Annotated in this window: 17 protein-coding genes; 12 read left to right on the top strand and 5 right to left on the bottom strand. The window is 70.3% G+C overall.

Annotation, left to right across the window (positions count from 1 at the left end):
- Positions 1 to 201 precede the first annotated feature (201 nt).
- Positions 202 to 1,590, top strand: coding sequence for a cystathionine beta-synthase (locus FHS42_RS29735; RefSeq protein WP_184577726.1), 1,389 nt, complete (start codon positions 202 to 204; stop codon positions 1,588 to 1,590).
- 501 nt (positions 1,591 to 2,091) lie between these two features.
- On the opposite strand, the gene FHS42_RS29730 is transcribed toward FHS42_RS29735, so the two are convergent.
- Entirely contained in the window at positions 2,092 to 3,015 is a 924-nt protein-coding gene (locus FHS42_RS29730) for a DMT family transporter (RefSeq protein WP_184577723.1), read from the bottom strand.
- Between the two features lie 302 nt (positions 3,016 to 3,317).
- On the opposite strand from FHS42_RS29730, the gene FHS42_RS29725 reads away from it, so the two are divergent.
- Positions 3,318 to 4,217, top strand: coding sequence for a LysR family transcriptional regulator (locus FHS42_RS29725; protein ID WP_184577720.1), 900 nt, complete (start codon positions 3,318 to 3,320; stop codon positions 4,215 to 4,217).
- An 80-nt stretch (positions 4,218 to 4,297) separates the two neighbouring features.
- Here FHS42_RS29725 and FHS42_RS29720 read toward each other — a convergent pair whose 3' ends face one another.
- Together FHS42_RS29720 and FHS42_RS29715 are read right to left on the bottom strand one after the other, a co-directional pair.
- Entirely contained in the window at positions 4,298 to 4,735 is a 438-nt protein-coding gene (locus FHS42_RS29720) for a hypothetical protein (RefSeq protein ID WP_184577717.1), read from the bottom strand.
- A 147-nt stretch (positions 4,736 to 4,882) separates the two neighbouring features.
- Positions 4,883 to 5,404 carry a DUF2690 domain-containing protein gene (locus FHS42_RS29715; RefSeq protein ID WP_184577713.1) on the bottom strand — a complete coding sequence of 174 codons (522 nt, stop codon included), beginning with the start codon at positions 5,402 to 5,404 and terminating at the stop codon, positions 4,883 to 4,885.
- Between the two features lie 388 nt (positions 5,405 to 5,792).
- On the opposite strand from FHS42_RS29715, the gene FHS42_RS29710 reads away from it, so the two are divergent.
- The 9 genes from FHS42_RS29710 (at position 5,793) to FHS42_RS37695 (ending at position 18,457) form a co-directional block, all read left to right on the top strand.
- Positions 5,793 to 7,217 (top strand): AMP-binding protein, encoded by a 1,425-nt coding sequence (locus FHS42_RS29710; protein ID WP_184577710.1) that lies wholly within the window; start codon positions 5,793 to 5,795, stop codon positions 7,215 to 7,217.
- Positions 7,218 to 7,507: 290 nt separating this feature from the next.
- A complete protein-coding gene (locus FHS42_RS29705; RefSeq protein ID WP_184577707.1) occupies positions 7,508 to 8,359 on the top strand; it encodes a MurR/RpiR family transcriptional regulator in 852 nt (283 codons plus the stop codon).
- A gap of 264 nt (positions 8,360 to 8,623) precedes the next feature.
- Complete coding sequence (locus tag FHS42_RS29700; RefSeq protein ID WP_184577704.1) at positions 8,624 to 9,235, top strand: hypothetical protein; 612 nt, start codon at positions 8,624 to 8,626, stop codon at positions 9,233 to 9,235.
- Positions 9,236 to 9,633: 398 nt separating this feature from the next.
- Positions 9,634 to 10,053 carry a cupin domain-containing protein gene (locus FHS42_RS29695; protein WP_312867091.1) on the top strand — a complete coding sequence of 140 codons (420 nt, stop codon included), beginning with the start codon at positions 9,634 to 9,636 and terminating at the stop codon, positions 10,051 to 10,053.
- A gap of 737 nt (positions 10,054 to 10,790) precedes the next feature.
- Positions 10,791 to 12,455, top strand: a complete 1,665-nt coding sequence (hutU, locus tag FHS42_RS29690) for a urocanate hydratase (RefSeq protein WP_184577701.1) — start codon at positions 10,791 to 10,793, stop codon at positions 12,453 to 12,455.
- Between the two features lie 152 nt (positions 12,456 to 12,607).
- Positions 12,608 to 13,813, top strand: a complete 1,206-nt coding sequence (locus tag FHS42_RS29685) for an allantoate amidohydrolase (protein ID WP_184577698.1) — start codon at positions 12,608 to 12,610, stop codon at positions 13,811 to 13,813.
- Entirely contained in the window at positions 13,810 to 15,426 is a 1,617-nt protein-coding gene (locus tag FHS42_RS29680; RefSeq protein WP_221476998.1) for a formimidoylglutamate deiminase, read from the top strand. The genes FHS42_RS29685 and FHS42_RS29680 overlap by 4 nt, the downstream gene beginning before the upstream one ends.
- Before the next feature lie 17 nt (positions 15,427 to 15,443).
- On the top strand, positions 15,444 to 16,781 hold the full coding sequence (gene hutI, locus FHS42_RS29675) for an imidazolonepropionase (RefSeq protein ID WP_246495600.1): 1,338 nt from the start codon (positions 15,444 to 15,446) through the stop codon (positions 16,779 to 16,781).
- An 80-nt stretch (positions 16,782 to 16,861) separates the two neighbouring features.
- Positions 16,862 to 18,457, top strand: a complete 1,596-nt coding sequence (locus FHS42_RS37695) for a methyltransferase (protein WP_246495599.1) — start codon at positions 16,862 to 16,864, stop codon at positions 18,455 to 18,457.
- 211 nt (positions 18,458 to 18,668) lie between these two features.
- On the opposite strand, the gene FHS42_RS29660 is transcribed toward FHS42_RS37695, so the two are convergent.
- Positions 18,669 to 19,085, bottom strand: a complete 417-nt coding sequence (locus FHS42_RS29660; protein ID WP_184577869.1) for a nuclear transport factor 2 family protein — start codon at positions 19,083 to 19,085, stop codon at positions 18,669 to 18,671.
- Positions 19,086 to 19,300: 215 nt separating this feature from the next.
- On the opposite strand from FHS42_RS29660, the gene FHS42_RS29655 reads away from it, so the two are divergent.
- The gene (locus tag FHS42_RS29655; RefSeq protein WP_184577694.1) at positions 19,301 to 19,921 is read left to right on the top strand and encodes a TetR/AcrR family transcriptional regulator; all 621 of its coding nucleotides are present in this window, start codon (positions 19,301 to 19,303) and stop codon (positions 19,919 to 19,921) included.
- 198 nt (positions 19,922 to 20,119) lie between these two features.
- On the opposite strand, the gene FHS42_RS29650 is transcribed toward FHS42_RS29655, so the two are convergent.
- Complete coding sequence (locus FHS42_RS29650; protein ID WP_184577691.1) at positions 20,120 to 21,067, bottom strand: RNA polymerase sigma factor SigF; 948 nt, start codon at positions 21,065 to 21,067, stop codon at positions 20,120 to 20,122.
- Positions 21,068 to 21,299 lie beyond the last annotated feature (232 nt).

The following is a 21,299-nucleotide window of genomic DNA, read 5'->3' as shown; positions in this document are numbered from 1 at the left end:
CCGATATGGCCGAAAGTGCCTTGTCGAGGCGGGCGGGAGGGGCCGCCGTCGCAAGGGGTATGCCTCGTCGTCATGGCGCGGTCGCGGTGCGTTATCCACAGGGCGGCCACCCCGGCTCTATGGCCCAATAGGCTGAGGGATGGGCCCGCGCCGGCGGTAGCCCCTTGACCCGCGGAGACCCCGCTAGATCTGGAGTAGGGCGTGCAGTTTCACGAATCGATGATTGAGCTCGTCGGGAACACCCCGCTGGTGAAGCTCAACAGCGTGACCGAGGGCATTCAGGCCACCGTCCTGGCGAAGGTCGAATACTTCAACCCCGGCGGTTCGGTGAAGGACCGGATCGCCGTGCGGATGATCGAGGCCGCGGAAGAGTCGGGCGCGCTCCAGCCGGGTGGCACGATCGTGGAGCCGACCTCGGGGAACACCGGCGTGGGGCTTGCCATGGTGGCCCAGCGCAAGGGGTACAAGTGCATCTTCGTCTGTCCGGACAAGGTGTCCACGGACAAGATCAATGTGCTGCGTGCGTACGGGGCCGAGGTCGTGGTCTGCCCGACCGCGGTCGATCCCGGGCACCCCGACTCGTACTACAACGTCTCTGATCGCCTGGTGCGCGAGACCCCCGGCGCCTGGAAGCCCGACCAGTACAGCAACCCGAACAACCCGCGCTCGCACTATGAGTCCACCGGGCCCGAGCTGTGGCAGCAGACCGATGGCCGCATCACCCACTTCGTCACGGGGGTGGGCACCGGCGGCACGATCAGCGGCACCGGGCGCTATCTCAAGGACGCCAGCGACGGCAAGGTCAAGGTCATCGGCGCCGACCCGGAGGGCTCGGTGTACTCGGGCGGCTCCGGGCGCCCGTATCTGATCGAGGGCGTCGGCGAGGACTTCTGGCCGACCGCGTACGACGAGTCCGTCGCGGACGACATCGTTGCGGTCTCGGACAAGGACGCCTTCCAGATGACCCGGCGTCTGGCCAAGGAGGAGGGCCTGCTGGTCGGCGGCTCCTGCGGGATGGCGGTCGTCGCCGCGCTGCGGGTGGCGGAACCACTTGGACCCGACGATGTCGTGGTCGTGCTGCTGCCGGACAGCGGCCGGGGATATCTGTCGAAGATCTTCAACGACGAGTGGATGGCGGACTACGGCTTCCTCGATGAGGGCGGTCCCGCCGTGCGCGTCGGCGATGTGCTCAGCGGCAAGGAGGGCGGGCTGCCCTCGCTGGTGCACATGCACCCGGAGGAGACCGTTGGCGAGGCGATCGAGGTGCTCCGCGAGTACGGGGTCTCGCAGATGCCCATCGTCAAGCCCGGCGCCGGCCACCCGGATGTGATGGCTGCTGAGGTCATCGGCTCGGTGGTGGAGCGGGAACTGCTGGACGCTCTGTTCGCGCAGCGCGCAGCGCTCACCGACCCGCTGGAAAAGCACATGAGCCCGCCGCTGCCGCACGTCGGTTCTGGCGAGCCGGTCTCGGACCTGATGACCGTGCTCGGCGAGGCGGACGCCGCCGTGGTCCTGGTGGAGGGCAAGCCGAAGGGCGTGGTGAGCCGGCAGGACCTGCTGGCGTACTTGGCGAAGGGGTCGAGCAAGTAGTCGTGGGCTCCGGGCCGGCGGCGGAGGGTCAGCGCGCGTCAAGCGGACGGCAGGGAAAGCCACGTGGGGGCCCCTTCGCGTAAGTGGTACGTCTGCGTCACGCTCCGGCAGCACGCATTTAACACGGGTCCGGCACATTGGTGGGCGTCGGCAGGACGACACCGACACCCAATGTGCGGCGACACGGACCTCCGGAGCGGCTCCCGGACCTCCAAGGTCGCCCGGACGCGGCGAGCCGGCCTGGACCCGGCCCGCGTCCTCCGCGGGGACCGTCGTCGTCCCGCCCTCGGTGGCGACACCGGGGTGCGGCGGTCCCCGCACACACCCCGACAGATGGCCCGCGACCCACGAGGTCGCGGGCCATCTGTGCAAGGCGGGCCGGCCGAATCCAGGGTGCGGCCGGGCCGCCATGCTGGTTGGTTGGTTGGTCGGTCGGTTGGTTGGTGCGGGATGGCCGAGTTCACTGGCTGAGTCGGTTCGGCTGGCAGGGGCGGGGCCGTGTCACCGGGCGGGGCGATCCGTACCGCGGGGTGGGGCAGCTTCGGCTCGTCGGGGGCGGGTCGTGTCCCATACGGCCAGGACGACGATGACGCAGCCCGTCGCCTGCCAACCGCTGAGCCGTTCATCGAGCAGCGCCATGCCGAGCAGCACCGCAAGCACCGGCTGGACCAGCAGGATGGAACCGCCCACCTTCGCCGGAAGCTGGGGGAGCGCGGCGCCGATCAGGAGCCAGCCAAGGAACTGCCCGGTCACCGCGAGGGTGGCCAGCCAGCCGAACGCGGGCCAGCCGGGGGCGAAGTCGAGGTCCTGGCGGATGAGCCCGACCACGAGCGGGAGCGCACCTGCCGTGACGGTGGCCAGCGTGACGGGCAGAAAACGGTAGCGGGGACCGCCGGCCGCGCCGCGCCCGCGCAACAAGAAGAGATACCCCGCGTACGCCACGCCCGCGCCCAGGCCCGCCAGTACGCCGCGTACCGGATCACCCGCCGCGCCCTGGGTCTCGGTGACCCCGCCCGCGAGTGCCACACCGGCCAGCATCACCGGCACGGTCAGGGCGAACCGTCGGGACAGGCGTTCCCGGAAGAGCAGCAGGGCGAGGAGCGGAACGATGACGACCTGCACGTTGACGATCACGGTGGCGATGCCCGCACCCAGTTCGGGAATCGACGCACCCCACAGCACCAGGTCAGCGCCGAGCAGCAGCCCGGCGCCCACGTCGGTTGCCGTGTGGCGGGCCGGCCGGGGCCCCAGGCGCCGTCGCTCGCGCAGCGCCAACGGCAACAGCAGCGGCAGGGCCAGTGCGCACCGGAAGAACGCGGCCGTCTCAGGCGACGTCTCGGATAGCCGAACGAGCATGGCCGAGACCGAGATACAGCCGGCGCCGGCCACGGCGAGTAGCCGCGGATTGTGCACCAGACGGCGCATGCGGGGCTTGGGGGTCGCGGTGTTCGGGCCGGGCGGCGGTGTTTGCGGCGGTGCCGGTGTTGTTACCGCGGCCGGTGTTGCTTCCGTTGTGTGAGGTGTTTCCGTTGGCGCGGTCGCGGATTCCTGAGTCTGCGACCGCGCCCGTGCTCCTGCTGCTGGCTGCGTCACGGCCCGCGTCCGTGGTTGTGAGGGGCGCAGTGCTGGTTCCTTCGATGTCACGCGCTCAGCATGGGAGGGCAAGGGCCCGCAGGACTAGCTAAACCTTTTGTGTGTTATTCGGTAGCACAACTACTGTGTCTGCTGTGTTTAGTCTCGATCGGCTTCGGGCCCTGCATTTGGTCGCCACTCATGGCACGGTCGCGGCGGCTGCGGCGATCCTGCATGTGACTCCGTCCGGAATCAGCCAGCAACTCGCGAAGCTCGAACGCGAAACCGGACACCGGCTTTTGGAGGCAGACGGCCGTGGGGTCAGACTCACGCCGGCCGGGGAGGTGCTTGCTGGGCACGCCGCACGCATCGTGGACGACGTGGCCATCGCCCGCGCCGATCTCGACGCGCTCGGCTCGGCCGTGGCAGGACCGCTCCGTATGGGCTCCTTCTCCACCGCGATCATGACCTTCCTGCCGCCGGTCCTGGTGTCCCTCCAGGAACAGCACCCGCGGCTACGGACGACGGTGCTGGCCGGCGAGGCGGAAGAGATGCTGTCGGGTGTTCGCAGGGGCGAACTCGACCTGGCGGTCGTGGAGAGCTGGGAGGGGTTTCCCACGGTGCTCCCGCCGGGCCTCACGGCGGTGGAACTGCTCTCCGACGTGGCGGATGTCGCGTTGCCCATAGGGCATCCGATGGCAGGGCTGAGCACCGTCGAGCTAGGCAGGCTCGCGGACACGCCCTGGGCGACCTGGACGGGGGACGGCGTCTGCCATCAGTTTCTTGTGCAAACGCTGCGGCAGCGGGGCTTTGAACCGCAGATACGTTGTTACGTCGCCGGGTACCCCGCGCAGCTCGCCCTGGTAGCCGCCGGGTTGGTGGCCGCGCTGATCCCGCGCCTGGGCCGTGGCCCGCTGCCCGAAGGCGTGTGCGCGATCCCGACCAGCCCCGTTCTACGCCGCACAGTCCTTGCCGTACACCGGAGCGGGGAGGCGGTGCGACCTGTGGTGGTGGCGGGCGTGAGCGCTTTGAAGGAGGCTGTGGCAACCCTGTGACTGGCCCCGCCCGGCCGCGCCCGCCCGGCCCCGCCATGTTGCCGCCCAACGGGTCGGTTGTCGTGTGGTGCGCCTGGTGGCTAGTCCCACTCGCTCTTGGACTTGCTCCGGTCGCGGCGCAGAAAACCGAAGCCACCAAGCGCATGCACCGCGTTCACGCCGAAGATCCCACCCCAGGCGACGAGCAAGCCGGCAAGGCCCTCGTTGGCTACGCCGATCGCCGACAGCGGGATCGCGAGTACCAGCGAGACCGCCACAAAACCGAAGCGTTCACCGAGGCCGATCCCCGTGGCATCGGCGGCGCTACTCCCCGCTGGTGGGCGGACACCGCGTGCGGCGGACATCTGCTGCTCGGCGAGCTGCCGCCGGACATGCCGATCGGCGGTGTCATTGAAGCGCTGCTCGACCTTCTCCATAAAGGAATCAACCAGTTCAGACTCGTATTCAGAACCGAGCTCCTTGCAGGTTTGCAAGGTCGCATCGAGTTCTTTCTTCAACTCAGGGTCGCGGGCGTCCATGATGCTTACGTTACGGGGCACGACCGGCCGTGTAAGTAGGGTTGTCCCCCGTATCCGCGCGGGGGGACAGCCCCCTGACCTGGCCGCTGGCCTGCGAGTCCGCGTGCCGTTGGCCGCTCATGTGAGGGCCGCTCATGTGAAGGCCACTTAGATGAAGGCGGTGCAGATGTCGGTCGAGGGGTCGTGCACAAGGTTGGCGCACGCGCGCGTGGGGACGTTTGTCGCGTGAAGCATCCGCGTTTGCACCGTGCCTCCGCTGGCCGGTGCTGTGGAGATGTGGCTATTGCGGGGGATCGGATTGTCCTCCACGGCGATCACGTCATTGCCTCGTGAACCTTCCAGCCGGGCCCAGGTGGCCTGGCAGTCGGGGTTCCACATCAGCAGCACCCTCCGCCCGGCGGACTCCTTGATGGCCAGCGCCCGCGCGTTCGAACCGGCACATCCGGTCTGGGCGGGGTCAAGACCGGCGCACTGGCCGGGGTGACATGTCGCGACAGGACTTCGCTCGGGAGCGACCGAAACTGGTACTGAGGAGACCGGCCCCGCCGGAGTCGGTACTGGCGAAACTGGCACCGCCGAAGCCGGTGCGGCCAACAAGGCGGTCAGCAGGCTCGCCATCAGCATGGTGAGCGCGCGGTATCCGTGACGCACGGAAAGCGCGCGCCGCACACGGGTCGCCTGCCGCGGGGGACTCACGAAGTGTGCGGGGTGCGAGTGGTGCATGTGATGTGCCTGACGCATCGGGAATCTCCTTGGCTGGTGCGGCTGGTGCCCGGCGGCGGCATGGTCGCCAAGCCCCGCCGTAACAGAGAGTAGTCGAATAATCACCTCATCGCGTCGGCTGAATGGGTGAAGGGGGAGCGCAAGACGCCGCCGGGTGCGTGGGGAAGGGGCACCGCGCTGGCCATGGGCGCCGCGCCCCGTCTACCGCCGGCACCCCATCGGACCGAATCCGCGGCCCCCGCACACGGCGGCTGCCTCGGTGGGTAACGTCAACCACGCGTCGCACGACGTGGACGAGGGCGCGGGTCGCGGCCCCGGAGGAGAGGAAACGCTGGTGCGCAAGCCCCTGTTGGCAGCCATCGCAGGCTCAGCCGATGACCGGCCCGACGCGGTGACCGTCGCCGGGCGCTCCTGCTCTCGGGAGCAACTCCTGGGCGCGGCGAGCGCGGTAGCGGCACGTATCGCCGGTGCCCCGGTCGTTGCCGTGCGGGCCGAGCCGACGCTGGAAACGGTGGTAGCCGTGGTGGGCGGCCTGCTGGCGGGGGTGCCCGTGGTGCCCGTACCGCCGGATTCCGGGCCGGCGGAACGTGACCACATCCTGCGCGACTCGGGGGCGGCGCTCTTGCTCGCTGGTCCGGGCGGCGCGGGCGCCGCCGATGTGGCCAGTGGCCCCACCGTTTCGGCGGGCGCCGCCGCCGTCGAGACCATCCTCGTGGACGTGACCGAGCGCGCCGAGTGGACCAAACCGGAGCCCGACGAGGCGTCTACGGCGTTCATCCTCTACACCTCGGGAACCACCGGCGCACCCAAGGGCGCGCTGATCTCGCGGCGCGCCGTCGCCGCCGATCTGGATGCGCTCGCCGACGCCTGGGCCTGGACCCCGGACGACACGCTCGCGCACGGCCTGCCGCTGTTCCACGTACACGGTCTGGTGCTGGGCGTGCTGGGCGCGCTGCGTGTGGGCAGTCGCCTTGTGCACACCGGACGTCCCAAGCCGGAGGCGTACGCGGCGGCGGGTGGCACGCTCTATTTCGGCGTGCCCACCGTGTGGAGCCGCATTGCGGGCGATCCCGCCGCGGCCCGCGCGCTGCGCGGCGCCCGGCTCCTGGTCTCCGGCAGTGCGCCGCTGCCCACTCCGGTCTTCCACACGCTGGAGGAACTGACCGGGCATCGGCCGGTCGAGCGGTACGGCATGACCGAGACCCTGATCACCGTCGCGGCCCGCGCGGACGGTGACCGCAGGCCCGGTTGTGTCGGCGTACCGCTGCCCGGTGTGCGGACCCGGGTCATCGCCGAGACGGGCGCGGAGATCGGCGAGTTGGAGGTGACTGGGCCGACCCTGTTCGACGGCTACCTCAACCGGCCGGAGGCGACGGCTGGTTCGTATGCTGCGGACGGCTGGTTTCGTACGGGCGACATCGCCGCGATCGAGCCGGACGGCACGCATCGCATCGTTGGCCGTGCCTCGACCGACATGATCAAGTCCGGTGGGTACCGGATCGGCGCGGGCGAGGTGGAGAACGCGCTGCTCGACCACCCCGCGGTACGGGAGGCGGCAGTCGTCGGCGCACCTCATGCGGATTTGGGGCAGGAAATCGTGGCATATGTGGTGGCGGACGAGGTGAGTGAGCGGGCCCTCATCGACTTCGTGGCGACCCAACTGTCCGCCCACAAGCGGCCCCGCAAGGTGCGGTTCCTTGAGGCGCTGCCGCGCAACGCGATGGGCAAGCCGCAGAAGCGATTGCTGCCGCCGGCCTAGCCGGCAGGTGTGTCGGGCGAGGGTGGCGCCCTACCGGCGCGGGGTGGTGGCGGTAGGCGTGGGGTGGCGGCGTCCGGCGCGGGGTGGTGGGCGCCGAGAGTCCCGTGCGCCCTATGGGGCCAGCGCATTTCGCCGTGATGCACCCTGCTGCATATATTCATGCAGAGATTGCAGTAAGTGAATGGACGGCTCGGAGTACGTGCCTTGGGTGGCCCCGTTCGGCCCGGTGTCGGCCTGGCGCTGCCGCGTGCAGGTGCGCGTGTGGGCCGTCGATGTCGCCGGGAGGCACGATGGACGAGACGCCGGACGCGAGCGGGGCAGCCGCACGGCTCCAAAAGCTTTTCGAGGGCCACCGCCTCACTCCCACCCAGCGTCGCATCGCCCACTGCATGGTCCGCCGTGCCGCCGACGCCCCGTTCTTCTCCAGCGTTGAACTCGCCGAACTCGCCGGTGTCAGCCAGCCGTCCGTGACCCGGTTCGCGGTGGCGCTCGGCTTCGATGGCTACCCCGGACTCCGCAAGCATCTGCGGGACGTTGGCCCCGCCGAGCGCATCGCGGAGTCTGCGGTGGCCAACGAATATCAGCAAGCGGTCCAGGCCGAAATCGACAATCTGCGGCACCTGGCCACGCTCCTCGCCGATCCCGAACCCGTCGCGCGCGCCGGACGTCTGCTCGCCGCCTCCCGCCCGCTGCCCGTACTCGGCCTGCGCGCGGCCTCCGCGCAAGCCGCCGGCTTCAGCTACTTCGCGCGCAAGGTCCACCCGGATGTTCGGCTGCTCGACGAGGGCGGCACAATGCTGGCCGACCGCATCGACGCGGCCACCGCCGCGGGCGCGAGCGCCCTGCTGTGCTTCGCGTTGCCACGCCACCCGCGCGAGGTCGTAGCGGCCCTGGAGTACGCGCGGACGGCGGGCCTGGTCGTGGTCACGGTCGCGGACAGCGCCTTCGCTCCTGTGGCAGGCCACAGCGACCTGCTGCTCCCGGCGGCGGTGGGCACGGGACTCGCCTTCGACACGGCGTGTGCGCCGATGCTCCTGGGTCGGGTGCTGCTTGAGGCGATGTGTGATGCGTTGCCGGACGCGCAGGCCCGGCTGGAGGAGTTCGACGCCAAGGCGGCGGCGCGCGGCCTCTTCGAGGACTGACGTGATCGAGGACTGGCGCGATGACAGATCGGCGGTCAAGAACCGATGCGGTTAAGGACCGATGCGATCAAGGGCCGATGGGGTCAAGGACTGACGCGAGCAAAGACTGACGCGATCGAAGACTGATGCGGCATCTCAGCCTCTTCGCCCGTCACCCTTTCCGTATCTCAGCGAACTCTCATCTGTGCTGAGTACAGTCCGGCCGAAAGAAATCGGGCACGCGCGCGAGCGCGCGCGGGTGCGGCGCATTTTCAGTGTGCCGAGATGAGGAGGTCTGTTGTGAAGCGCGGCGCGTACGCGGTGGCACGGGTGGCGGTACTGGTGCGGGCACCTGCCGGGTGGCTGTGGTGGCTTGGGTTGATCGCGGCCGGCATCGGCTTGCTGGTCCCGGGCGTCACCGGCCGCAAGATCGGCTTGTTGGCAGGGGCGGCCCTCTTTGTGATCGCGGTGCCGGTGGCGGCCGGGATGCGGCGCAGGCGGTACGAGGGGCTCGCGCGCGCCGCGTCGCGCGCCGGGAAGACCGTCTTCCTCCAGGACCGCCACGTCTCCGTACGCGGCTGGCGGCGGGCCCATCGCTGGCACCTGGCGTTGGCGTTCTTGCTGGCGATCGGTGCGTCGTTCGCGATCCCCGCGGCGGCCGGACTGCTGCTTGCCGGGACGGGTGTCGGGCTCTGGTTGAAGGCCGGCTGGCTCGGCCGCTGGGAGCAGGCCAACGAGTCACTCCTGTGGGTGCGTACGGACTCGCTGCCGAGCGGTTGGGCCGTGGGCGGCCCCGGCCATGCGTCCGTACGCGGCTACCTGACCACCGGAGTCGTCGCGGGCGACGCCCGACCGGGCGGAGCGAAACGGCGCACGGCGGGGGCAGCGGCGCGCTGAGTGGCGCTGGCACTGCCGGGAGCGCCGGTGCAGGCTGACGGCGGCTGGTCGAGCGCGGGTCGCGGGCTGTGGCCGGCATCGAAACCGGCGCCCTTGACCCACCGGTCTACGAGGCTTTGCCGAACGGTCAGCCGCCTTGCCCGCCCCGCCGGATAGCGTCCTGACCTGGGGTCGCCCACCTACCAAGGGCGGCCAGCACCAGCACGGAACCCGACGAGGAGAGCCCCCTGTGGAGCTCGGGGCGCGGGGTCCAGCGCGGGGCCGTGCGGAGTGAGGAGCGCGCTATGGGTGGGACGGATACGAGGAACGCACAGGCAGCACCGGTAGCACCGGTAGCACCGGTAGCACCGGCTGCACCACCAGCGCAGGCAGCCCCGCCAGCGCCGAGTGTGACGGGTATGGCGAGCGCGGTCGATGCGCCGAACGGGGCGAATGTGGCCACCGAGGGTGACGCGGTATGCGCGGCTGGGCGTACAGAGCGGGACACCGCAGCGGCCGGTTCGCGGAGGTTGGCGGTCATCTCGCTGCGGCAGGCCGCGGCCGGGCCGCCGCGGGCGTGGTGCTCGCGGGTGGTTGGCCGGGTGGGGGAGGCTGCGGTGAAGGTGCTGCGGATGAGCGAACTGCCGGTGGCGGAGGAGAGCCACGACGTGGCGGAGGCGCTGCTGGTACTCGATGGAACCCTCGCCCTTGAGGTGCGCGGCGAGCTCGTGACCGTACGCACCGGCGACCTGTTCATGGTGCCTGCCCGCACCCCGCACCGGGTGCGCCCGGGAAGCGAGGGCACGCTGCTAATCGTCGAGAACGAGCCGGTGGCATAGCCGACATCGGGCCGGGGCGGCTCAGGGCGGATGCCCCGAACGTGGCGCAGCGGGGCCGGGGGCGCGACATAAGAACTCGGGTCCGCTGCAAGGGAATTCGCGACTACATGCCTGCATGGTGGTCCAAGACGCGTTGGTTTTCTCGGCCAGTCCCCGGAGGATTCAGTACGTCAGGCGCGGTCGTGCGCCCGCGATATGGGCACACTGGCCAACCGGCTGGTGGTTGGACACGGCGACCCTCACCCCGCAAGAAACGGCAGCCGCCATCGTGGACCACGCCCACGATCGGGCCGTGGTCTGAAGGGGGCGCCCGCGGCGGGGTTGAGCCTTGGCGGGAGTTGGCGGATGGTGCGATCCGGTGCCGCGGGTGGGGTAAAGTAGATCTTGCAACGCCGCCCCAACGGGCGGGGGTTGATGCGTCGGTCGTCTAAGGAAAGATGCTCGTCTCCAAACGAGAGATGTAGGTGCAAGGCCTGCTCGGCGCTCGATCAAGGGCCCCTCCCCAGCACTGCTGGGGAGGGGCTCTTTCGCGTGAGCGGGCGCGGGGGTGCTGCTCGGGGAGCCGTCTACCGGAAGCGGCCCCGGCCTCACGGGGCCCTGGTCCCGGTGCTTGCGGTCTGCGCCTGGGCGTGTGGAACTGCCGAGCGCCCTGTTGACTACGTCTATTCATCCCTGGACTATGTGAATGAACTAATCCAGTCGACGTATCACCCGTCGAGGCCAGGGAGGCAGCACCCATGTCGGGACCGCGACCCGTACGAGCACCGCGCGGCACTGAGCTGAGCGCGCTGGGGTGGCCGCAGGAGGCCGCCCTGCGGATGCTGCAAAACAACCTCGACCCCGAGGTTGCCGAGCATCCCGACAAGCTCGTCGTCTACGGCGGCACCGGCAAGGCCGCTCGCGACTGGCGTTCCTTCGACGCCATGGTGCGTACGCTCCAGACGCTGCGGCAAGACGAGACGATGCTTGTCCAGTCCGGCCGCCCGGTGGGCGTGATGCAGACCCACGAATGGGCGCCCCGCGTTCTCATCGCCAACTCCCATCTCGTCGGCGACTGGGCCAACTGGGAAGAGTTCCGCCGCCTTGAGGCGCTGGGCCTGACCATGTACGGCCAGATGACCGCCGGTTCCTGGATCTACATCGGCACCCAGGGCATTCTTCAGGGCACGTACGAAACCTTCGCTGCCGTCGCCGCCAAGAAGTTCGGCGGCACCCTGGCCGGGACGATCACGCTCACCGCGGGGCTCGGCGGCATGGGCGGCGCCCAACCGCTGGCCGTCACGATGAACGACGGCGTGGTCATCTGCATCGACTGCGACCCGCGCGCCATCGACCGCCGCATCGAGCACCGCTTCCTCGACGTCAAGGCCGACAGCCCCCAGCACGCCCTCACGCTCGCGACCGAGGCCCGCGACGCGCGTAAGCCGCTGTCCATCGGAGTCCTTGGCAACGCCGCCGAACTGCTGCCCGAGCTGCTCGCCGCCGGCGCTCCCATCGATATCGTCACCGACCAGACCAGCGCCCACGACCCGCTGGCCTACCTTCCGCTCGGCATCGACTTCGACGACATGGCCGCGTACGCCGCGGAGAAACCGGCCGACTTCACCATCCGTGCGCGGGAGTCGATGGCCCGGCACGTGGAGGCCATGGTCGGCTTCCAGGACGCGGGCGCCGAGGTCTTCGACTACGGCAACTCCATCCGCGGCGAGGCGCAGCTTGCCGGGTACGGCCGTGCCTTCGACTTCCCCGGCTTCGTCCCCGCGTACATTCGCCCGCTGTTCTGCGAGGGGAAGGGCCCGTTCCGGTGGGCGGCGCTGTCCGGGGACCCGAAGGACATCGCCGCCACTGACAAGGCGATGCTCGACCTCTTCCCGGAGAACGAGTCGCTGGCCCGTTGGATCAAGTTGGCGGGGGAGCGGGTGCACTTCCAGGGCCTGCCCGCGCGTATTTGCTGGCTCGGCTACGGCGAACGCGACCGCGCGGGCGAGCGCTTCAACGACATGGTCGCCGATGGCACGCTCCAGGCCCCGCTCGCCATTGGCCGCGACCACCTCGACTGCGGCTCCGTGGCCTCCCCGTACCGCGAGACCGAGGGCATGCTCGACGGCTCGGACGCCATCGCCGACTGGCCGATGCTGAACGCGATGGTCAACGTCGCCTCCGGCGCCTCCTGGGTCTCGCTGCACCACGGCGGCGGCGTCGGCATGGGCCGCTCGCTGCACGCGGGTCAGGTCACGGTCGCCGATGGCACGGCGCTGGCCGGCGAGAAGATCCGTCGGGTGCTCACCAACGATCCGGGCATGGGCGTCATCCGGCACGTGGACGCGGGCTACGACATCGCGGAGAACGTCGCCGGCGAGCGCGCGGTACGCATCCCGATGCGCGAGGGTGACCAGTCGTGACGGAACACGCCCCGGACGGGGACGGGCCCGCGGCAGGTTCTGGAAGCGGGCCCGGGGGCGGAGCTCCGGCGGGCTGCGGAAGCGGGCCCGGGGGGACCGGGGGAGGGCCTACGGCAAGGCTCACGGGAGGAAACGCGTCCTCCTTCCACGAGATGTGGCGCGACCTGCGGCCCCTTGGCCGTGACGCCGGCAGCGGTGGCTACCGCCGCTATGCCTGGACCGGTGCCGACACCGACTGCCGGGCCTGGTTCGCGGCGCAGGCGCAGGCCCGCGGCTTGGCATACGAACTGGACCGCAACGGCAACCAGTGGGCTTGGCTCGGCGCCCGCGGCGCTGCGGACGTCGCCCCGGGGGCTGCGGTCGTCACCGGCTCGCACCTGGACTCCGTTCCGGACGGAGGTGCCTTCGATGGGCCGCTCGGTGTGGTCTCCTCCTTCGCCGCGCTCGATGAACTCCGTGAGCGGGGAACGGAGTTCACCAAGCCGGTGGCCATCGTCAACTTCGGTGACGAGGAAGGCGCTCGGTTCGGCCTGGCCTGCGTGGGCTCCCGGTTGGCCGCCGGGCAACTCACCACCGACGCCGCCCACCAGCTTCGGGACGCGGAGGGCATCGCCCTGCCACAGGCCATGGAGCGCGCGGGGTACGACCCGGAGGCGATCGGCCCCGACCCCGAACGCCTCGCCCGCATCGGCGCGTTCGTCGAACTCCACGTGGAACAGGGGCGGGCGCTTGACCTGTCCGGCGACCAGATCGGCATCGCCTCCGCCATCTGGCCGCACGGCCGCTGGCGGTTCGACTTCCATGGCGAGGCCAACCACGCCGGCACCACACGCATCGAGGACCGCCGCGACCCGATGCTCACCTACGCCAACACCGTCCTCGCCGCACGCAAGAAGGCCAAGATCGCCGGCGCCCTCGCCACCTTCGGCAAGGTCAGTGTCGAGCCGAACGGCGTCAACGCCATTCCGTCGCTGATCCGCGGTTGGCTGGACTCCAGGGCCGCCGACCAGGAGACCTTGGACGCCCTGGTGGCTGAGATCGAGCGGGCGGCCGTCGAACGCGGTGAGCGCGACGGGGTAGATGTCCGTATCGTTCGTGAATCCTTCACCCCCGTCGTGGAATTCGAGCACGCACTACGAGACGAGCTCGGCCGGATTCTGGGCGGCGGCATCCCGGTCCTCGGCACGGGCGCGGGACACGACGCGGGCATCCTGTCCGGCTCCGTGCCCACCGCCATGCTGTTCGTACGCAACCCCACCGGCGTCTCCCACTCCCCGGCCGAACACGCCGCCGAGGACGACTGCGTCGCTGGAGTCCACGCACTCGCCGACGTACTGGAGGGCCTCGCGTGCGCATGACGTACTGGGCGGAGCACGCCTGGCTCAACCCCACCTCGCACTCCACCTCGCGCCTTGCTGCCCGCCCCGGTCCCGGCTCCGAGCCCAGCCTCGGACCCGGCGCCAACTCCGGCCCGACCGACACCACGGGCACCTCTGACACCACCGGCGCCGGCGCCACGAGCACCACCGGCGCCCCCGGCCCCGCCGCCTCGCCGGCCCATGGGGCACCGTCCGGGGTTGCCGCCGGCGTGGTCATCGAGGTCGTCGATGGCCGGGTGGCCGCGGTACGGCAAAGCGGGCAGGCCGGGCCGCCGCCCGGCGCGGTCGTGCTGCGCGGCCTGACCGTTCCCGGCCTGGCGAACGCGCACAGCCACGCCTTCCACCGCGCCCTGCGCGGGGTGGCCCAGGTCAGCCCGACCCCCGGCACGGCAGTGGCCCCCGGCACTACCGGGCCAGCACACGCCGGGCCAGCACACGCCGCGCACGCCACCGCCGGGCCCGGCGACGGCCGTGCCCCGGACTCGTTCTGGACCTGGCGCGAGGTGATGTACGAGGTGGCCGAACGGCTGACGCCAGACAGCTACCACGCCCTCGCCCGCGCCACCTACGCCGAAATGGCGCTGGCGGGCATCACCTGCGTCGGTGAGTTCCACTACCTCCATCACGCCCCCGGCGGCGCTCGCTACCAGGACCCCAACGCCATGGGCGAGGCCCTGATCGCAGCCGCCGCCGACGCCGGTCTACGCATCACCCTCCTTGACACGGCCTATCTCTCCGCCGGCTTCGGCGAGCCCCCCACCCGCCCACAACTGCGCTTCAGCGATGGCACCGCCGCCGTCTGGGCCGAGCGCGTAAGCGCACTCAAGGCGCCGGAGCACGCTCGAATCGGTGCGGCCATCCACTCCGTACGGGCCGTGCCAGCCGACCAACTGGCTGCTGTCGCCCAGTGGTCGAGCGAACGCGCCGCCCCCCTCCATGTCCATCTGTCCGAGCAGACCGCCGAGAACGCCGCCTGCCTGGCCGCGCACGGCCGCACCCCCGCCCGACTGCTCGCCGACCATGGCGCCCTCGGCCCGCGCACCGTCGCCGTGCACGCCACACACCTCACCGATGAGGACATCACCTTGCTGGGTGGCGCCCGCACCGGCGTGTGCATGTGCCCCACCACGGAACGCGACCTCGCAGACGGCATCGGGCCGGCCGCGGCCCTCCAACGGGCTGGCTCACCGCTCTCACTCGGCAGCGACAGCCATGCCGTCATCGACCTGCTCGAAGAGGCCCGCGCCATGGAACTCGACGAGCGGCTCCGCACCCGGGCCAGGGGCCACTGGACGGCCGCCGAGCTGTTGCGCGCGGCAACGTCGGACGGTTACGCGGCACTCGGCTGGGAGCACGCGGGCAGGATCGAACCGGGCGCGCTCGCCGACTTCACCACGCTCGCGCTGGACTCGGTGCGCACCGCAGGCCCGCCGCCGGCGCTGGGCGTGGAGACCGCCGTATTCGCAGCGTCCAGCGCGGATGTCCGGCATACGGTCGTCGCTGGTCGCCATATCGTCCAGGACGGGGCACACACCCTGCTCCCCGATGTGCCCACCGCACTCGCCCAGTCCATCGCAGCCGTCCTCGGCTGAAGGAGACCACCCCCGCGATGACCCCCATGACTGACCCGGCCCACCAGAACCCGGCCCACCAGAACCCGGCCCACCAGAACCCGGCCCACCAGAACCCGGCCCACGAGAACTCAGCCCACGAGAACAGCCCCGCCCACGCGCACAGCTCCAGCGTCCCGTCCGCCGCCGGCGGACGCGCCCAAGGCAACAGCACGACGACGGCCATCACCCACATCAGCAGCCTGATCACCAACGACCCCTCCCTCGGCGAAGGCCCCCTCGGTCTGATCCAGGACGCGGCCATCGTCATCGACGGCGACCGCATTGCCTGGGTCGGTGCAACAAGCAAAGCACCCGCCACTGACAATCACCTCGACGCCGCAGGTCAGGCCGTCATTCCGGGGTTCGTTGACTCCCACTCGCACCTGGTGTTCGCCGGTGATCGCACCGCCGAATTCAGCGCGCGCATGTCGGGCAAGCCGTACACCGCGGGCGGCATCCGTACCACCGTCGCCGCCACCCGGGCCGCGACCGACGAGCAACTCGAAGCCAATGTGCTGCGCTACCTTCGCGAGGCCGCCCGCCAGGGCACGACCACGCTGGAGACCAAGTCCGGCTACGGCCTCACCCCGTACGACGAGGCCCGCGCGCTGCGCATCGCGGTGGCCCACACCTCCGAGACCACCTACCTGGGCGCGCATATCGTCGCCCCGGAGTTCGCCGACGACCCGGGTGCGTACGTGGATATCGTCACCGGTCCCATGCTCGACGCCTGCGCGCCGTACGCCCGGTGGATCGACGTCTTCTGCGAGCAGGGCGCCTTCGACCGCGACCAGGCGCACGCCATCCTCAGCGCCGGAAAGCAGCGCGGCCTGATCCCGCGCATCCACGCCAACCAGCTCTCCTACGGGCCCGGGGTGCAGCTCGCCGTCGAACTCGACGCCGCCTCTGCCGACCACTGCACCCACCTGACCGCGGCCGACATCGACGCCCTGGCGAGCGGCAACACGGTCGCCACGCTGCTGCCCGGCGCGGAGTTCTCCACGCGCGCCGAGTGGCCGGACGCGCGCCGGCTGCTCGATGCGGGCGTCACCGTCGCGCTGTCCACGGACTGCAATCCGGGGTCGTCCTTCACCAGCTCCATGCCGTTCTGCATCGCTCTGGCCGTACGGGACATGGGGATGACGCCGGATGAAGCGATCTGGTCGGCCACGGCGGGTGGGGCGCGGGCGCTGCGGCGCGATGACGTCGGCTACCTCCGCCCGGGGGCCCGCGCTGACCTTGCCCTCCTCGACGCGCCGTCGCCGGTGCACTTCGCCTACCGCCCCGGGGTGCCGCTGGTCTCGGCCGTCTGGCGTGACGGGCAGCGGATCTGACCCGCTGGACCCGCATGGGATCGTGTCCTCAGCGCGTCGGGTCATCGCCGCGTGTCCGCCGCCCCGCGAAGCTGGAAGACATGCACACCCCTGATCCCCGCTCCCCCTCTCAGATTCGGGCCACCGCGGCCGACACCACGAGCGCTGACGACGCCGATGCCACCACCGCAGCGCCCGCCTCCGCAGCCTCTGCCAACGACGCCAGCGAGGCCGGCGACGCCAGCGATCCCACCGAGGTCAGCGAAGGCGCCCACCCCCGTATCACCTGGGCCGAGGACGACGGCACGTTGTACTCGGCGCGCTGGCGGTCCGAGAGCGGGGCGCCGGCGCCCCGGCGTGTGGTGGTCGGGGACGACCGGATGACCGCGGACGCCGCGTACAAGCTGGTCTGTGAGGGGACGGCGGTGCTGTGGCGCGGGGACTACCACAACGCACGCCAACTCCTTCAAGCGCTGGCCCGCCGCGCCGACCGCAAGCGCCTCGACCGCAAGCGCGGTGGCAAGGCCCGCCGTGAGCGCGCCACCCATCCGGCCGCACGAGCGACGCACGCCCAGGCACAGACGCACCCCCCGGCACAGACGCATTCTCAGGCACAGGCACAGGCACAGGCACAGGCACAGACACCCGCGCAGGCCCAGTCGCAGCGCCAAGCGCAGGCTCAAGCACAGCCCCAAGCGCCGGCACAAGTACAGCCCGTAGGCGAGGACTCAGCCCAGGTCCGCGTCCAGGCTCAACCTCAAGCTCTAGCCCAGGGCCCGGCCGCAACGGCGGTGGACGATTCGCCGGCCCGCGCCTTTCACCTGCACCGCAAGGCCCAGGCGCAACGGGCGCGACTGCTCGGCATGGTGCTCGTACCCATCGAACCCACCGAGGCCGGCCCGGCCGTCCCGCTGCGCCGGGCGCCTGATGTACGGGACGCGTGCCGCGAGGCATGGGGCGCGGACGCTGGGCAGGAGCCGGCGGTGATTTCGCTGCGGGAACTGCTCGGCTTGATCGGTGGCCATGAGTGGCGCCGCAAGGGCGTGGAGATCCCGGCGCTCGGCGGAGACCGCGTACATGCGTACTACGGGGTGTTTTCGCCGGTACGGGGGGAGTATGTGGACCTCGTGGCGGAGGCGCCGCTGCCCGCAGGGGCCCAGGAGTTGGCGTTCGACATCGGCACCGGCACCGGGGTGTTGGCCGCAGTGCTTGCTCGCAGGGGCGTGCGGCGCGTGGTGGCGACCGACCAGGACCCGCGCGCCCTGGCCTGCGCCCGGGAGAACGCCATGCGGCTCGGTACCGCAGAGCGCGTGGAGGTGGTGGCCGCTGATCTCTTCCCGCCGGGCCGCGCCCCGCTCGTGGTGTGCAACCCGCCGTGGGTGCCCGCGCGGCCCGGCTCGCCAATCGAGTACGCGGTGTACGACCCGGACAGCCGCATGCTGCGCGGCTTTCTCGGCGGTCTTGCCGGACACCTGGAGCCCGGCGGTGAGGGCTGGTTGATCCTTTCCGACCTCGCCGAGCACCTCGGCCTGCGCACCCGCTCCGAACTGCTTGCCATCGTCGAAACGGCCGGTCTACGCGTCATCGACCGCCTGGACACCCGCCCCCGACACCAGCGCGCCGCCGATGCGACCGACCCGCTCCACGCGGCCCGCGCGGCGGAGACGACCTCGCTGTGGCGGCTGACAGCGACATAGCCGGCGGCTGCCCGGCTGCGGCATGCGCTGCGGCTGCGGCTGCGGCAGTGACAGCGACAGGCAGTGGGACGTCGCCCCATGGGGCCGGCCCCGGGGCCGCTGCCGCGGGTGGACGGCACCGGCCCCGGCACCCCAGGCCACCCACGGCACCCCGCAACCACCCGCAACCACCCACAGCCCTGTCTTCGCGAGGGAACTCACGCGAGGGAACTCAGTGGACGATCCGGCGGTCGGCTTCGGCGATGGGCAGGTCGTTGATGCTTGCGTACCGCCGGCGCATCAGGCCGTTCTCGTCGTACTCCCACTGTTCGTTGCCGTAGCTGCGCCACCATTGCCGCGCCGTGTCGTGCCATTCGTACTCGAAGCGGACCGAGATGCGGTTGCCGGTGTAGGACCAGAGCTCCTTGCGTAGCCGGTAGTCGAGTTCACGGCTCCACTTCTCACGCAGGAACGCGCGGATCTCCCGGCGACCCCGCAGGAAGGTGTCCCGGTTACGCCACTCGGAATCTTCGGTGTACGCCAGCGCCACGCGTTCGGGGTCGCAGGAGTTCCAGGCGTCCTCTGCCGCCTGAACCTTGAGTCGTGCGGTCTCTTCCGTATACGGCGGCAGGGGTGGGCACTGCGACATGTCGCTCTCCTTCATCCGGTCGGTCCGGGGCTTTGGTACGGCCATAGCGGAGCTTCTTCGGCATCCGGGCGCCTGGACACAGATCGGAGAACGCTCGTTCTCTTCCGCTGTCGAGTACCGTAGGAGAACGACCGTTCTCCGCGCAAGTGGCGCCCAGAGTGGCGGGGCGGCGGTGATGGCAGCGAGTGGTGTGAACGAAGTGGAGTGTGTGGGTGATGGCAGCGACCGGTGCGGGGAGCGAGAGGGACGGGGAACGAGCGAAGGCGCGCATCCTCGACTCGGCCGAGGAACTGTTTTACGCACGCGGTGTGCAGGCGGTCGGCATGGACGCGGTACGGAGCGCCGCCGGTGTCTCCCTCAAGCGCCTCTACCAGCTTTTCCCCGCCAAGGAGCGCCTGGTGGAAGAGTTCCTGCGGCGCCGCGACCACGCCTGGCGCGATGCGCTCGTACGCTACGCCGACGCGCGGCCGACCCCCCGTGCGCGACTGCTGGCGGTCTTCGACTGGCTGTACCAGTGGTTCGCGGAACCGGACTTCAGAGGGTGTGTATTCATCAACTGCTTTGGCGAACTGGGCGGTACGTCACAGCCTGTGGCCAAGGCGGCGCGTGACCACAAGGAGGCGGTACGGGCGTACCTCGGGGAGCTGACCACCGCCACGGGCGTCGCGGCCCCGCAGCAGTTGGCGAGCCAGTTGGCGCTGCTCGCCGAGGGAGCGATCACAACGGCCGCACTGTCCGGCTCCGCGGACTCGGCCCGCGAGGGCAGAGTGGCGGCGGAGGTGCTGTTGAACGCGGCGGGTGTACGGGAGCAGGGCGCCGCGCACTGCAACGATTGAGCGCCCCCAGCGCGCCCCAAACCCCCGCGCCCTGATCAACCTCGATAGGGCCTCGCCACCCGCGCGTTATGTCCCCAGATGGGCGCACCGCGGGCGCGCCCCGAAAACGGAGCAGGGCCCTTCTCGTATCGCGGTACGAGATGGGCCCTGCTTCCGAGGGTGCGGATAGGTGCGCCAGGCGCACGCTTTCGCACGTGCCTATTCCTCCAACGTCAGCCCCTTACGGAGCTTGGTCAGCGTGCGCGACAGCAGGCGGGACACATGCATCTGCGAGATGCCGAGTTCCTCGCCGATTTCTGACTGCGTCATATTCGCCACGAACCGCAGGGAGAGGATCTTCCGGTCGCGGTGCGGGAGTTCGGCGATCAACGGCTTCAACGACTCGACGTATTCGATGCCTTCGAGACCGTGGTCCTCGTAGCCGATTCGGTCGGCCAGCGCACCCTCGGTGTCATCTTCTTCCGGCTGGGCGTCCAGCGAGCTCGCGGTGTACGCGTTGCTCGCGGCCATGCCCTCGATGACCTCTTCATTGGTAATGCTCAGCCGTGCTGCGAGTTCGCTCACTGTGGGTGCGCGGTCAAACTTCTGCGCGAGTTCGTCGCCCGCCTTCGCCAGGTCGAGCCGAAGCTCTTGGAGGCGGCGCGGGACGCGTACCGACCAACTCGTGTCGCGGAAGAAGCGCTTGATCTCGCCGACGATGGTCGGCATCGCGAACGTGGGGAATTCGACGCCTCGACTGAGTTCGAAGCGGTCGATGGCCTTGATCAGGCCGATGGTGCCCACCTGGACGATGTCCTCCATCGGCTCGCTGCGGGAGCGAAACCGGGAGGCGGCGAACTTGACGAGCGCGAGGTTCAGTTCGACCAGGGTGTTACGGACGTACGCGTACTCGTGCGTGCCTTCCTCAAGCGATTCAAGGCGCTCGAAGAGGGTCTTGGACAGGGCCCTCGCATCGACCGGCCCCACCTTGTCGAAGGGCGGGATCTCGGGCAGGTTCTCCAAGTGGCCGGCGAATGCCGACTCTTCTGTGGCGGCGCCTGCCCCGGGTTCGGTGGGTGGCGCCAGCTTGGTCTGCTGAGGCGAGGGAATCGACGAGGCGGAGACCCGAGGATGTTCGGTGCGCGATTCGTCGAGCCGGGGTGACATGGGTATCCTCCATCATTCTCGGCATATGGCTGCCGAAGCCATATCGTCTTGCTGCGGTGAGCGGCGCCTCCAAAGCCGGGCCGTGTTTGTGTGTCCTACTACGCCTACCTGCATTGACCCGGAAGTGGCAAGTGCGTGTTGTCCGTATTTGGTGATATATGCCAGTTGTTCGGCTACCGCACGTCGTGTCGAAGGCGTAGTCTTCGAGGCGCGTAATCGAAAGCCACGAGAC

Origin of the sequence: Streptomyces zagrosensis, from assembly GCF_014203645.1 — a bacterium.
Classification (GTDB): Bacteria; Actinomycetota; Actinomycetes; order Streptomycetales; family Streptomycetaceae; genus Streptomyces; species Streptomyces zagrosensis.
This window is presented reverse-complemented; position numbering and strand designations above follow the sequence as displayed.

Excerpts from the sequence above, each read along its gene's own strand:
- FHS42_RS29650 (WP_184577691.1), bottom strand. The coding sequence starts at position 21,067 with ATGTCACCCCGGCTCGACGAATCGCGCACCGAACATCCTCGGGTCTCC.
- FHS42_RS29700 (WP_184577704.1), top strand. The coding sequence starts at position 8,624 with ATGAGGAGGTCTGTTGTGAAGCGCGGCGCGTACGCGGTGGCACGGGTG.
- FHS42_RS37695 (WP_246495599.1), top strand. The coding sequence starts at position 16,862 with ATGCACACCCCTGATCCCCGCTCCCCCTCTCAGATTCGGGCCACCGCG.
- hutI (WP_246495600.1), top strand. The coding sequence starts at position 15,444 with ATGACCCCCATGACTGACCCGGCCCACCAGAACCCGGCCCACCAGAAC.
- FHS42_RS29695 (WP_312867091.1), top strand. The coding sequence starts at position 9,634 with ATGGCGAGCGCGGTCGATGCGCCGAACGGGGCGAATGTGGCCACCGAG.
- FHS42_RS29680 (WP_221476998.1), top strand. The coding sequence starts at position 13,810 with ATGACGTACTGGGCGGAGCACGCCTGGCTCAACCCCACCTCGCACTCC.
- FHS42_RS29655 (WP_184577694.1), top strand. The coding sequence starts at position 19,301 with ATGGCAGCGACCGGTGCGGGGAGCGAGAGGGACGGGGAACGAGCGAAG.
- FHS42_RS29730 (WP_184577723.1), bottom strand. The coding sequence starts at position 3,015 with ATGCGCCGTCTGGTGCACAATCCGCGGCTACTCGCCGTGGCCGGCGCC.
- FHS42_RS29685 (WP_184577698.1), top strand. The coding sequence starts at position 12,608 with ATGTGGCGCGACCTGCGGCCCCTTGGCCGTGACGCCGGCAGCGGTGGC.
- FHS42_RS29720 (WP_184577717.1), bottom strand. The coding sequence starts at position 4,735 with ATGGACGCCCGCGACCCTGAGTTGAAGAAAGAACTCGATGCGACCTTG.
- hutU (WP_184577701.1), top strand. The coding sequence starts at position 10,791 with ATGTCGGGACCGCGACCCGTACGAGCACCGCGCGGCACTGAGCTGAGC.
- FHS42_RS29660 (WP_184577869.1), bottom strand. The coding sequence starts at position 19,085 with ATGTCGCAGTGCCCACCCCTGCCGCCGTATACGGAAGAGACCGCACGA.
- FHS42_RS29705 (WP_184577707.1), top strand. The coding sequence starts at position 7,508 with ATGGACGAGACGCCGGACGCGAGCGGGGCAGCCGCACGGCTCCAAAAG.